Origin of the sequence: Chitinimonas sp. (assembly GCF_036568685.1) — a bacterium.
Taxonomy (GTDB): Bacteria; Pseudomonadota; Gammaproteobacteria; order Burkholderiales; family Chitinimonadaceae; genus Chitinimonas.
This window is the reverse complement of the sequence record NZ_DATCSC010000007.1, coordinates 1-13,403: the sequence shown is the minus strand read 5'-3', so window position 1 is coordinate 13,403 and position 13,403 is coordinate 1. Positions and strand designations below refer to the sequence as shown.

Sequence of the window (13,403 nt, the reverse complement as noted above, 5' to 3'; positions counted from 1 at the left end):
CGTACCCTGGAAAAGGATCCATCGTGGATAGCATGATTATTGCCCAGATGTCGGTCTCCGGCGCGGCCATGGGTATGGCCTACGCCCTGATCGCCTACGGGTTTCAACTGACTTACGCGCCCTCCCGCAGCCTGAACTTCGGCCAGGCGGAAGCGGTGATGATCTCTGCCTTCGTGGCCCTTTCCCTGATCGGCACCGGCATGCCCTATGGCTTGGCACTGCTGCTGACCCTGGGCTTTGGTGCCTTGCTGGGCCTCGCAGTCGAGCGTTTTGGCGTGCGCCTGGCGCTGCAGCAGAAGAACGAAGGCTGGATTCTGCTCACCATCATCCTCGGGCTCTTTGGCAGCTCGGTGGCCGAGAATATCTGGGGTCGCGACGACAAGCCGCTGCCCACCCCTATCCCGACCGACCCGATAGCCCTGGGCTCGATTTCGGTCACCTGGTTTGAAGTCTCCATCGTGGTCGGCGCTCTGGTGCTGATGGCCGGCATCGAGCTGTTCCGCCGCAAGACCCTGATGGGCAAGGCCGTGGACGCCGTCGCTGCCGACCCTGGCGTGGCCGAGCTGATGGGCATCCATTCACAACGTGCCGTGGCCCTGGCCTATGGCCTCTCGGGCGCCACCGCGGCCTTCGCCGGCATCCTGATCGCCCCCATCACCACCGTGGGCCCGACCATGGCGGCCGGCCTTATCCTCAAGTCCTTCAGCGTGGCCGTGGTCGCCGGGCTGGAGTCGGGCTTTGGCGTGATCGTGGCGGGTGTGGTGCTGGGCGCGCTGGAAAGCCTTTCCAGCATCTACTTGGGCTCGGGCTGGCGTGAAGCGCCCGGCATCGTGCTGCTTATTGCTGTGCTTGCCCTGCGGCCCAATGGCCTGTTCGGCAAAGCCACCATCCGGAAGGTGTAACCATGGCCACGAAGATGACCAATCAGTCGGCCGCCCGCATTGCAGAAATCGTTGCGCTGCTGGTGATGGCCGCGCTGCCGTTCGTGATCGGCAAATCAGGCTACGGCATGGGCCTGATCACGCTCTTGACCATCTATGCCATCGCCCTGATCGGGCTCGACGCCACCGTGGGCTACCTCGGCCAGGTCAACCTGGCCCATGCCGGCATGATAGGCATAGGCGCCTATGTGGCCGGCCTCGTGGTGGCGCACACCGGCCTTGGCATTCTCCCGGCCTTGTTGGCCGCTGGTGTGGCGGGTCTCGTGCTGGGGGCGCTGCTGGCCTTCCCGGCCTTGCGCCTGGAGGGGCCGCAGTTTGCCTTGGCGACCTTGTCCTTCGGTTCGCTGGCGGTGCTCTGCCTCAATGAGATGGAATCCGTGACCATGGGGGCGCAGGGCTTGTCGGTCAACCGGCCGCCGCTGCCTGGCGGTATTGCGCTGACCGCCACCACCTTCTATTGGGTGACCCTGGCCTTGCTGGCACTGCTCTGGTTTGCCTCCCGGCAACTGATGGAAGGCCGTTGGGGGCGTGCCATTGCGGCGCTGCGCAACAGCCCGATCGCCACCGATGCGTTGGGCATCGGTGCGCTCAAGCACAAGGTGCTGGCCTTTGCCTTCGGCTCCGCCCTGGGCGGCTTTGCCGGTGGTCTGTATGCCTTCAATCTGGGCTTTCTGCAGCCGCAGGCCTTTGGCTATGACCTGAGCGTGACCCTGCTGCTGGGAACCGTGCTGGGCGGCCGCAAGTCGGTCTGGGGAGCGTTGGTCGGTGCCATCCTGGTGGTGCTGCTGCCCAATCTGCTGTCCAACAAACCTATCTTCCTGACCATCGCGGGTCTGGGCGCTTTGCTGGCCCTGGTGCACTTCGTGCAATCGGTCATGCGCCGGGAAATCACCTTCCAGAACAGTGCACCGCTCGCCGCCATGGCCTTGCTGCTGGGCATAGGCGTGTTTACCCACAACCTCGAGGATTGGCGCAAGGGCCTCTTCGCGCTGATGCTGTTTGCCGTGGTGGTGGGCCTGCCGGATGGCCTGATGGGCTTTATCGGCCACCAGCTGGCCCGTCTGCTGCGCCTGGCTGCCGCACCCGGTGCCGCGCCAACCGCGCTCGACCAGGTCTTACCGGTACGGCAGGCCCAAGCGGGTGCCGTAGTCGAGGTCAAGGACGCCAAGCTGCACTTCGGTGGTGTGAAGGCCGTCGACGGCGTGACGCTCTCGCTGCAACAGGGCGAGGCGCTGGCCTTGATCGGCCCCAATGGCTCGGGCAAGTCCTCGTTGATCAACGTGATCTCCGGTCTCTACAAACCTACTGCCGGTGAAGTCTGGCTGCGTCACAGCCGTATCTCGGGCAAGGGTCTTTTGGCGGCCAGCCAGCATGGCATCAGCCGCACCTTCCAGAACCTGCAGATCTTCGCCGACCTCAGCGCCATCGAGAACGTGGCCATTGCCATGAAGGGCGCCTACCGCAAGAACTGGCTGCTGGTGGCCCTGGGCCTGGCCCGGCGCGAAGACCAGAAGGCCATGGAAGACGCGCAGGCGCTGTTGCAACTGGTGGGTCTGCAAGAGAAGGCCGGCATCCTCGCCAGCGACCTGACCTATAGCGACCAGCGCTTTATGGAGATTGCCCGCGCACTGGCGGCCAAGCCTGAAGTACTGATCCTCGATGAACCCGCTGCCGGCATGTCCAAGCCCGACGTGGAGCGGCTCAAGGTGGTGATCGGTGCCATCAAGGCGCGTGGTATCAGCATCATCCTGATCGAGCACCATCTGGACGTGGTGGCGGAGCTCGCCGACCGCGTCATCGTGCTCGACGGAGGCAAGCAGATCGCCGGTGGTACGGCGGCCGAAGTACGCCGCAACCCGCAGGTCATCGAGGCCTATCTCGGTACATCGGCAAATCATCTGGCGGAGGCCGAGGCATGAACATCGCATTGCAACTGGACGGCGTTAAGGCCGGCTATGGACGGGCCGAAGTGCTGCATGGCATCTCGCTCAAGGTGCATGAAGGCCAGCTCGTTACCCTGATCGGTGCCAACGGCGCCGGCAAGACCACCTTGATGCGTGCCATCTCCGGCATGTTGCGGCCTACGGCAGGCAGCGTGAAGCTCGGTAACCGCGAGATCCAGGCCGAGACGGCGCCACGCATCGTCAAGCAGGGTCTGGCGCACTGCCCGGAAGGGCGGCGCGTATTTGCCCCGCTGACGGTGGAAGACAATCTGCTGCTGGGTGCCTACCGTACCCTGCCTGGCCTGTTTGGCTACAAGAAGAAGGCCGCTGTCTCGCTCGGCCGTATCTACGAACTGTTCCCGCGCCTGAAGGAGCGCCGCCTGCAGACCGCGGGCACGCTGTCAGGGGGCGAGCAGCAGATGCTGGCCATCGGCCGGGCGCTGATGTCCGACCCCAAGGTGCTACTGCTGGACGAGCCTTCCATGGGTCTCGCGCCAGTCATGGTGGACGTGGTGGTGGACGCCATCCGCACCCTGCGCCAGCAGGGCGTGACCATGGTGCTGGTCGAGCAGTTCGCCCAGACGGCGCTCTCGCTGGCCGACTACGCCTATGTGGTCGAGCGCGGCAGCATTGCGCTGGAAGGCAAGGCGGCGGAAGTGCGCGAGAATAAGGCCATCGTCGACGCCTACCTGGGAACTTGATCCCTGGTCCGGGAGCGGTCTGTATGGACTGCTCCCGCTGCGCCTTATCCTTCTGCCAGGCATTAGCGCATGCGCATCAAATACAAGATGGTCCTGCTGATCCTGCTGCCCATGCTGGTGGTGATCGGTGCCATCGCCGCCATCGTCTTTGTCCAGGAAAAGCAGCTTGCCGCCCAGCAGACCCTCGTACTGGAAGAGAGCCTGCTTGAATCCAAGCGTGCCGAGATCATGGACTATGTCTCGCTGGCGCGGACTTCCATCGACCTCCTGTACTCCTCGGGCCGCAACGACGAGGCCACCAAGGAACAGGTCAAGGCCATCCTGCGGACCATGAATTTTGGTCAGGATGGCTATTTCTTTGTCTACGACACCCAGGGCCTGTGCCTGGTCCACCCGCGCCAGACCGAGCTTGAGGGCCGGCAGATGTGGGACAAGCGCGACCCGACCGGTTTTCCGGTGATCCAGAAGCTGATCGAAGCAGCCCAGCAGGGCGGTGGCTTTCAGCGCTATCTCTGGATCAAGCCCACCAGCGGCAAGGAGACCGACAAGCTCGCTTACGCCGTGCTGCTGGACCGCTGGGGCTGGATGATGGGCACCGGCATCTATCTCGATGACGTGGCCGCCGCCAAGGCCAAGATCAGCCAGGAGAGCGACAAGCGCATCCATGGCGTGATGCGCAGCCTGGCGGTGACGGCGGTGCTGGCCATATTGATCGTGGTAGCCTGTGCGGTGGCGGTCAATCTCAGTGAGCAGCGCTCGGCTGACGCCAAGCTCACCGCCATGGCCCGCCGTGTGGTCACCTCGCAGGAAGATGAACGCACCCGTATCGCCCGCGAGCTGCACGACGGCATCAGCCAGCAGCTCGTCTCGACCAAATACCAGATCGAACTGGCCCAGTTCCAGCTGCCCGAGAGTGATGAGAACCGTGCCGCCCAGCAAGCACTGGAGAAGGGTCTGGACGGCCTTGGCGACACCATCGCCGAGATACGCCGCATCTCCCACGATCTGCGCTCATCGCTACTCGACAACCTGGGCTTGCCGGCCGCTCTGGGCCAACTGGCCAACGACGTCGCAGCCCATACCGGGCTGGAAGTCAGGGTCGATGTCTCGCGCTGCCAGCACAAGCTGCCTGATACCCCGGCCATCACGCTGTTCCGCATTGCGCAGGAAGCGCTGACCAATATCGTCAAGCACGCAGCCGCACGGCAGGTGGACCTGCTCCTCAGCAGCGACCGCCGCAGTGTGGCGCTGACCATTACCGATGACGGCCGGGGTTTTGCACCCGAGGCCGAGACCTATGCCCAATCGGGTGGCATTGGCCTGCGCAATATGCGCGAGCGGGCCGAGCTGGAAGGCGGCAGCCTGCACATCGTGTCCCAGCCGGGCCACACCGTGCTGCTGGCGACCTTGCCCCTGAGCGAGGCAGGCTGAGCAGGAGGAAACATGGAATACACGCATAACCCCGCCGAGGCGGAAGCCATCCGCATCATCCTGGTGGACGATCACCCCTTGGTACGCGACGGCCTGCGTGGCGGGCTGGGCTCGGTGCCTGGCTTTCAGATCATCGGCGAGGCAGGCGGTGGCGAGGAGGGCGCGGCCCTGGCCGAGCGCTTGCGGCCGGACGTGGCCCTGGTCGACATCAGCCTCAAGGACAAGGAGTTCGGTGGCATACGGCTGACCGCGCGGCTACGTGAGTTATCGCCCGGGACCAAGATCGTGATCCTGACCATGCACGACGACAGCGAATACGTGATCAGCGCCATGCGCGCCGGCGCGCATGGCTATGTGCTCAAGGACGCGGGTCTGCCCGAGATCATCGCCGCCATCGACGCGGTGACCAAGGGTGGCGCCTACTACAGCGCCTCCATCGCCCGGCTGCTGATCCACGAGCCGGCCGTGGAGCAGACCCTGACCCAGCGCGAACATGAGGTGCTGGTACTGCTGGCCAAGGGCTACAGCAACAAGCGCATTGCCCAGGAGCTGGACGTGGGCGTACGCACGGTGGAGACCCATCGCCTCAATCTGCGGCGCAAGCTCGATATCGACACCCCTGCAGGCCTCGTGAAGTACGCCATCGACAAGGGTTGGATTTAGGCCTCTCTCCGCCGATCGTTATCGCAGATACATCTCCTCATCGCCCGGCATAGCCGGGCGTTCATTGGCATTTGATGCTCTTACGCGCTTTCGCGTTCATATAGTCCGGGCCCCCACGGCCCCCCGAGCTTTGCACGCACAGGTTCTAGGCGCTAAAGCGCCAAGAATTCTGGCAGCCTCGCCGCCGCGACTGCGTGGTTGTTGCCCCTTTAGGGGCTTACAATCACGGCGTCCCGTTTGCGGGGGTGGAGCCTCGCTGGCGCTCGTCGCATCGCGCTAGTATTTAAAGTAATTGCTTGGCGAGTTGCCCCAGCTTCGCCATGCCTTCCGCAAAGGCCGGGCTCCAGGGTGAACCGTAGTTGAGCCTCAGGCAGTGGCGGTACTGGTGGCTGGCCGAGAAGATGGGGCCGGGCGCGATGCCGATGCCGGCCTCGGCAGCCAGGGCGTGCAGGCGCAGGGTATCGAAGCCCGCCGGGAACTCCACCCACAGGAAATAACCGCCGCTGGGGCGCGATACCCGGATATCGGCCGGGAAGTGCTGCACCAGCGCTTCACCCAACTGCAGCAGCTGGCCCTCCAGCGCGTGCCGCAGCTTGCGCAGGTGCTTGTCATATCCACCCTTGTGCAGATAGTCGGCTATCGCCACCTGGGCCGGCACGCTGGCCGAAAGCGTGGTCATCAGCTTGAGCCGCTCTATCTCGCGCGCATAGCGGCCCGGTGCCACCCAGCCTATGCGGTAGCCCGGCGCCAGGGTCTTGGAGAACGAGCTGCAGTGCATCACCAGCCCCTGCTTGTCGAAGGCCTTGGCCGGCAGCGGTGGGTGTTGGCCAAAGTAGAGCTCGCCGTAGACGTCGTCCTCGATCAAGGGGATCTCATGACGCGCCAGCAGCGCGACCAGCTCGCGCTTGCGCGCTTCCGGCATGCTCACGCCCATGGGGTTCTGGAACGAGGTCATGAACCAGCAGGCCTTGACCGGGTGGGTCTCCAGCGCCGCCGCCAGCGTTTCCAGATCCAGCCCCTCCTTGGGGTGGACCGGGATCTCCAGTGCCCGCATGCCCAGCCGCTCCAGCGCTTGCGATGCGGCGTAAAAGCCGGGGGATTCGATGGCGACCAGATCGCCGGGCTTGGCCACGGCGGCGAGGCAGAGGTTGAGCGCTTCCAAGGCGCCATTGGTGATGATGATCTGTTCAGACGGCACCGACAGCCCCTGGCCCAGGTAGCGCAGCGCGATCTGTTGCCGCAATGCCGGGTTGCCCGGTGGCAGGCTGGCTACCGTGTCCTGCGGGTCGATAAAGCGGGCGGTGGCGGTCAGCGAGCGAGCCAGCCGCGGTAGCGGAAAGAGCCGTGGCGAGGGGAAGGCTGAACCCAAGGGCAGTATGTCGCGGTCCTTGACCGCACCAAGTACCGAGAACACCAGCTCGCTCACGTCGACAGTGCTGGAGAGCATGGGCTGCGCCACATGGGCAGGCTCGGGCTGGCTGGCGGCACCCAGCCCCGCGACGTAGTAGCCCGAACGCTCGCGCGCCCGCACCAGGCCGCGCTCCTCCAGCCGGTAGTAGGCCTGAAAGGCGGTGGCTGGGCTGACCCGGTGCTGTGCCATGACCTTGCGGATGGAGGGCAGGCGTGTACCCGGGGGCAATTGCCCGCTGCGGATGTCAGCCGCGATCAGCTCGGCGATGGCCTCGTAGCGCTTCATAGCTCCAGCTCCCGGCAAACTGATACCGTAAAACTTCATTCTACTGCTTCTGTTACCTATCGGCATGCTGGGCGATGCTCTCGACCATCCCTTTCCTGTCTTGTGCTGCCCATGAGCCCCAAACCCAAGGTCATCCCCCTCAAGCTGGTCGCGGCCGATCCCATCGACCTGGAAGAAACCTCGCTGTACGAGAAACAAAAGAAGCTTTACCCGCGCTGGGTGACGGGCTACTTCAACAACTGGCGCATCTTCTTCGTGCTGGCTACCCAGCTCTTCTTCTACGGCGTGCCCTGGCTCAAGATCGATGGCCGCCAAGCCCTGCTGTTCGATCTGGCTGAGCGCAAGTTCTTCATCTTCGGTCTGGTATTGCTGCCGCAAGACCTCGTGTACCTCACCGCACTGCTGGTGATCTGCGCCTTCGGCCTATTTCTCTGGACCACCGTGGGCGGCCGCCTGTGGTGCGGCTACAGCTGTCCGCAAACGGTCTACACCGAGATCTTCCTGTGGGTGGAACGCTGGGCGGAGGGTGACCGACCGCAGCGCATCAAGCTCGACCAGCAGGGCATGAGCGCCCATAAGCTGGCGCGCAAGGGCCTCAAGCACACGTTGTGGATCGCCATTTCACTGTGGACCGGCTTTACCTTCGTAGGCTATTTCGTGCCCATGCAGGGTTTGTCACAGGCGACCCTGCTGGGTGAGGTCAATGGCTGGGTCTACTTCTGGATGCTGTTCTACGCCTTTGCCACCTATGGCAACGCTGGCTGGCTGCGCGAGCAGGTCTGCAAATACATGTGCCCCTATGCGCGCTTTCAGAGTGCCATGTTCGACGCCGACACCCTGGTCATCAGCTACGACGCCCAGCGCGGCGACCCGCGTGGCCGCCGTGGCCGGCATGACGATCCACGCGCCAAGGGCCTGGGTGACTGCATAGACTGCCAGGTCTGCGTACAGGTCTGTCCGGTCGGCATCGATATCCGCAACGGCCTGCAGTACGAATGCATCGCCTGTGGCGCCTGCATCGATGCCTGTGACGACATCATGGACAAGATGGACTACCCGCGTGGTCTGATCCGCTATACCACCCAGAATGCGCTGGATGGCGCCTACCCTGAACGAGCCTTCTGGTCACGCCTGCGGCGACCGAGAGTGGTGCTCTATGGCCTGGCGCTGGCCGCGGTGGTCGCCGTGGTCGGCACGGCCTTTGCGCAGCGCCAACCCCTGTTCGCCAGCCTCAGCCGCGACCGCGGGGTGATGGCGCGTGAGGCGGAGGATGGCCTGATCGAGAACGTCTACTTGCTGCAGCTCGACAATGCCGACGACAAGCCGCACCGCTACCAGCTGTCGGCCTCCGGCATCGAGGGTATTGAAGTTCGCGTCGACGATGCACGTCTGTTGGCGGTGGAAGGTCTGCAGACCCGCAAACTGGCACTGCGGGTGCGCGCGCCGGTAGGCCATGCCACTGCGCGCAGCAGCCACTTTCTGCTGAAGATCGCGGCCGAGGACCTGCCCGGCCTCGCCATCGAGGAAAAGGCGGCCTTCCTCTGGCCGCGCTGATCCTGGTGGCTCAGTCCGCCGGTACCGTCCGGTACCGCTCTACTGCCTGTGGCGCCACCATCTCACCCCGGTTGCCCCAGGCGGTGCGGATATACGAGGCGACCGCCGCCACCTCCCGGTCGTTCAGGCTGGGACCGAACGGTGGCATGCCATAGGGCCGTGGGTTGCCGCGGGTACCAGGCGGAAAGCCGCCGTTGAGCACCATGCGGACCACGTTCACCGGGTTGGCTTGCAGCAGCGAGCGGTTGCCGGCCAAGGGTGGGTAGGCCGGTGGTGCGCCTTCACCATTTTTCCCATGGCAATTGATGCACAGGTCCTGGTATAGCCGCTTGCCCCGTATCTGCATGGCCAACTTTTCGTGCTCGGGCAGGACCGGGTTGTCCGAGGCGACCGGTGCGCTGGTCGGCGGCAGTGATTGCAGGTAGAGCGCCATGGCGTGCACGTCCGGCTCATCGAGGTGTTGCAGGCTGCGGTACACCACCTCAGCCATGGGCCCAAATACCGCATGGCGGTGCGATACGCCGGTACTGAGCAGGGCAACCAAATCCTCGCGGCTGTCTTGCGCCAGGTGTGCCTCCTGCCGGTCGGTCAAGGAAGGGGCGTACCAGTCCTGTACGGCCAGCAGGCTGCCCCCCAACTCCAACCTCAGGTTGGGGCCTCCCAGGCGGTCGCGGCTGGTATGGCAGGCGCCGCAGTGGCCCAGGCCCTGTACCAGGTAGGCGCCGCGGTTCCACTCTGCATTTTGCCCGGCATCGGCTTGGTAGACACCCGGCTTGAAGTAGAGGGCCTGCCACAGTCGCAAGAGGCTGCGCTGGTTGTAGGGGAAGTCCAGCTGATGCTCGGCTGGCCGCTGCTCAACCGGCGCGATGGTACGCAGATAGGCATATAGCGCGTCCGAATCGGCGCGATTGATCTTGGTGTAGTTGGGGTAGGGGAAGGCAGGGTAGAGGAAGCGCCCATCCTTGCCGCGGCCGTAGTGCAGCGCGCGCCAGAAGTCATCGGCGCTCCAGCTGCCCAGGCCTGCACCTGTGGCTGGCGTGATATTGGGCGTGACGAAGTCACCATAGGCCGTCTGCAGCACACGACCACCGGCATAAGGTGCCCCCCCGCGTGCGGTATGGCAGGCCAGGCAGTCGCCAGCCGTGGCCAGGTAACGGCCGCGGGCGACGGGGTCTGCCACGTTCCCAGCTGTGGCGGTCGACACCTCTTCCTGCCAGCCAGGTAGCCAGAACCAGACACCGGCCAGCAGCAGGATCAGCAAGGGAACGATCAGACGGGGGCGGAAGATGGCGTGGCTCATTGTGGCAAGCTCCCGCAGGCCAGCGGTAGCGGCTTGCTCGCCGCGACGGCGGGTTGCGATTCGACCGGCACTGGTTGGGTCGAGAGCCAACTGGCGACGGTGACCAGATCATCCTGGCTCAGGGCTTTGGCGACACGGGCCATGCAGTCCGGCGTGGCGGCTTGTCGGCGGCCGTTACGCCAGTTGCTGAGCTGGGCGTAGAGATAGTCGCGCGGCAGGCCCAAAAGGCCCGGTGCTGCGGGCAGCATCCCGGTCAGGCGGGGGCCATGGCACTGCATGCAGGCCGGCAGGCCCTGTGCTGCATCCCCCTTGCGTACCAGCTGCTCACCGCGGGCGCTGGCGCGTGCATCAAGGTCGCCGGCTTGCGGGGCGGGGTAGGGCAGATGCTGGTCGGAGAAGTACTGCGCAATTTCCCGCAGATAGGCCTCGGGTTGGTTGCGCACCATATAGACCATGGCGGGGTGGTTGCGCCTACCATCGCGGAAGTGGATCAACTGGTTGTAGAGGTAGTCGGCCGGTTTACCAGCGATGCGCGGGTAGTAGCCATCGCTGGTAGCCTTGCCTTGCGCGCCATGGCAGGCGGTACAGGCCTGCAGCCTTTGCGCCAGCGTATCAGGTACAGCCGCTACAGTGCCGACCGACAGCATGCCCACTAGCCCAACCGCTATGCTGTGCCAGAATCTGCTCATTCCGCCTCCTTGGTTTGCCGTCTTGCCGGCCACTCGCCAGTGTCTGACCTAAGGTGGCAAACGGGCAGTATCAGTCGCCGGCAAGTTCACCGTACCAGTTTAGAACGCCTTGCCCGTCGGTGAGCGAGTAAGAAAAAGGGCGAACCTATCAGGTCCGCCCTTTGAGTTGCCGATCAGGCCGCGATGGCTGCAGCAATCTGCGCCGGTACCACTTCATAGTGGTCAAACTGCATCGTGAAGCTGGCGCGTCCACTGCTCATGGCGCGCAGGTGCCCGATGTAGCCGAACATCTCCTTCAGCGGCACATGGGCATCCACCACCGAGGCATTGCCGCGCATCTCCTGCTTGCGCACCAAGCCACGACGACGATTGATGTCGCCGATCACGTCGCCCAGGTAGTCCATGGGTGTGATCACCTCTACCGCCATCACCGGCTCGAGCAACACCGGGCCGGCCTGGTTGAAGGCCTGCCGCAGTGCAGCCGCCGTCGCCAGCTCAAAAGCCAGCGGCGAGGAGTCGCGCTCGTGGTAGCTGCCATCCAAGAGGGTGACCTTGAAGTCCACCACCGGATAGCCGGCCACCACGCCGACCTTGGCCGTGTTGCGTACACCAGCCTCTACACCAGGCAGGTATTCGCGCGGCACCGAACCGCCCACCACCACGCTCTCGAACTGCACGCCCGCGCCACGTTCCAGCGGCTCCACCCGCAGCACGACCTCGGCGAACTGGCCGGGGCCGCCGGACTGCTTCTTGTGCACATGGCGCACTTCCACCGCGCGGCTGATCGATTCACGGAAGGCCACCTGGGGCTGGCCCACGTTGACCTCGACCTTGAAGCGGCTGCGCAGCTTTTCCAGCGTCACCTCCAGCTGCAGCTCACCCATGCCGGACAAGACCGTCTGGCCCGAGTCGTGATCCTGCCGCAGATGCAGGCTGGGATCTTCCTGCAGCAGGGCCTGCAAGCCCTTGAGCAAGTTCTGCTGGTCAGCCTGCGTGCGCGGCTCTACCGCCACGTCGATCACCGGCTCAGGTGCCTCGATGCGTTCCAGTACCAGGGCATGGTCCTGCGCGGTCAGCGTGTCACCCGTCACCGTCTGCTTGAGCCCGGCTACCGCGACGATGTCACCGGCCACGGCCAGCGTTTTCTCCTGCTTGCGGTCGGCGTGCATCTCATACAGCCGCGCCACCCGTTCACGCTTGCCGTTGTTGGCATTGAGTACCGCATCACCTACCGCCAGCTTGCCGCGGTACAGCCGCAGGAAGGTCAGGGTACCGTGGTCGTCATGGATCACCTTGAAGGCCAGGGCGGCGAGCGGACCGTCAGGGTCCACCGCGATGTCGTGCTCCCCAGCCACTTCCACCTCGCCCGGTGCTGGCAGGTAGGCGATGGCAGCGTCCAAGAGCGGCTCCACCCCCTTGTTCTTGAAGGCGGCACCCAGCACGACCGGCACGAAGGCGCCGGCGATGGTGCCCTTGCGGATGGCCGCGTGCAGCGCTTCACTCGAAGGCTCCTGGCCATCGAGATAGGCACCGAGCAGGGCGTCATCCTGCTCTACCGCCGTCTCGACCAGCTGTTTGCGGTAGCGTTGCGCAGCCGCCAAGAGCTCGCTCGGGATATCGCCGCGCACATAGGGTGCCGGCTCCCCGCCAACGGGCCATTGCAAAGCCACCATATCGACCAGGTCCACAAGGCCGTTGAAGTCACCTTCTATGCCTATGGGCAACTGCAGTACCAGCGGCGCGACACCCAGCCGCTCGCGGATCATGTCCACCACGCGGTAGAAATCGGCCCCCGTACGGTCCAGCTTGTTGACAAAGGCCAGCCGCGGCACCCGGTACCTGTCCGCCAGGCGCCAGTTGGTCTCCGTCTGCGGCTCGACGCCGGCTACGCCATCGAACACCACCACCGCGCCGTCGAGCACGCGCAGCGAGCGGTTCACCTCGATGTTGAAATCGATGTGGCCGGGCGTGTCGATCAGGTTGATCTGATGGTCGTCCCAGAACACCGTGGTCGCCGCACTATTGATGGTGATGCCACGCGCCTGCTCCTGCGGATCGAAATCCATGGTGGCGGCGCCGTCATGCACCTCACCCAGCCGATGGTTTTCGCCGGTGTAATACAGGATGCGTTCGGAGAGCGTGGTCTTGCCAGCGTCCACGTGCGCGATGATGCCGATATTGCGAAGTTTTCTGGTTTCCATGGTGTAAGCACCCAAAAAGACAAAACCCCTGTCAGGGGCGCGCCTGCCAGGGGTTTATCTGCCTGGCGGCGCAAAACGGGCCACCAGGACGCGGGTTACGCGTGTGGTTGCCTATGCGGTGTCTTGCGGAAGGGTGCGGCGGAGCGGCGATACGCCCGCGCCGCACACCGCTACCGGGCCAAGGGACGGACGCAAGTCTCCGTTCCCCTGGCCGGTGCAAATGGTGGCGATCAGCTTGTCGTAGGTACGCATCGCGAACTCCTGGTTGAACAAAACAAAAACCC

The 13,403-nt window shown here is 64.5% G+C and carries 10 protein-coding genes; 6 read left to right on the top strand and 4 right to left on the bottom strand.

The annotated features are described in order from the left end of the window. The first annotated feature begins 32 nt into the window (after window positions 1-32). The 5 genes from VIM95_RS01145 (at window position 33) to VIM95_RS01125 (ending at window position 5,679) form a co-directional block, all read left to right on the top strand. Complete coding sequence (locus VIM95_RS01145) at window positions 33-902, top strand: branched-chain amino acid ABC transporter permease (RefSeq protein WP_331981901.1); 870 nt, start codon at window positions 33-35, stop codon at window positions 900-902. Between the two features lie 2 nt (window positions 903-904). Then, the gene (locus VIM95_RS01140) at window positions 905-2,860 is read left to right on the top strand and encodes a branched-chain amino acid ABC transporter ATP-binding protein/permease (protein ID WP_331981851.1); all 1,956 of its coding nucleotides are present in this window, start codon (window positions 905-907) and stop codon (window positions 2,858-2,860) included. Further along, window positions 2,857-3,585, top strand: coding sequence for an ABC transporter ATP-binding protein (locus VIM95_RS01135; RefSeq protein WP_331981848.1), 729 nt, complete (start codon window positions 2,857-2,859; stop codon window positions 3,583-3,585). The genes VIM95_RS01140 and VIM95_RS01135 overlap by 4 nt, the downstream gene beginning before the upstream one ends. Before the next feature lie 69 nt (window positions 3,586-3,654). Then, complete coding sequence (locus tag VIM95_RS01130) at window positions 3,655-5,016, top strand: cache domain-containing protein (RefSeq protein ID WP_331981845.1); 1,362 nt, start codon at window positions 3,655-3,657, stop codon at window positions 5,014-5,016. A 12-nt stretch (window positions 5,017-5,028) separates the two neighbouring features. Continuing rightward, window positions 5,029-5,679: a response regulator transcription factor gene (locus VIM95_RS01125; RefSeq protein WP_331981842.1), complete on the top strand. Its 651-nt coding sequence runs from the start codon at window positions 5,029-5,031 to the stop codon at window positions 5,677-5,679. A 283-nt stretch (window positions 5,680-5,962) separates the two neighbouring features. Here VIM95_RS01125 and VIM95_RS01120 read toward each other — a convergent pair whose 3' ends face one another. Continuing rightward, complete coding sequence (locus VIM95_RS01120; protein WP_331981839.1) at window positions 5,963-7,375, bottom strand: PLP-dependent aminotransferase family protein; 1,413 nt, start codon at window positions 7,373-7,375, stop codon at window positions 5,963-5,965. 111 nt (window positions 7,376-7,486) lie between these two features. Here VIM95_RS01120 and ccoG point away from each other — a divergent pair, with 111 nt between their 5' ends. Next, complete coding sequence (ccoG, locus tag VIM95_RS01115; RefSeq protein WP_331981836.1) at window positions 7,487-8,929, top strand: cytochrome c oxidase accessory protein CcoG; 1,443 nt, start codon at window positions 7,487-7,489, stop codon at window positions 8,927-8,929. Between the two features lie 10 nt (window positions 8,930-8,939). Here ccoG and VIM95_RS01110 read toward each other — a convergent pair whose 3' ends face one another. From VIM95_RS01110 to fusA, 3 genes are all read right to left on the bottom strand, one after another. After that, complete coding sequence (locus tag VIM95_RS01110; protein WP_331981833.1) at window positions 8,940-10,229, bottom strand: cytochrome c; 1,290 nt, start codon at window positions 10,227-10,229, stop codon at window positions 8,940-8,942. After that, window positions 10,226-10,918 carry a hypothetical protein gene (locus tag VIM95_RS01105; RefSeq protein ID WP_331981830.1) on the bottom strand — a complete coding sequence of 231 codons (693 nt, stop codon included), beginning with the start codon at window positions 10,916-10,918 and terminating at the stop codon, window positions 10,226-10,228. The genes VIM95_RS01110 and VIM95_RS01105 overlap by 4 nt, the downstream gene beginning before the upstream one ends. Before the next feature lie 173 nt (window positions 10,919-11,091). Next, window positions 11,092-13,119, bottom strand: coding sequence for an elongation factor G (gene fusA, locus VIM95_RS01100; RefSeq protein ID WP_331981827.1), 2,028 nt, complete (start codon window positions 13,117-13,119; stop codon window positions 11,092-11,094). Window positions 13,120-13,403 lie beyond the last annotated feature (284 nt).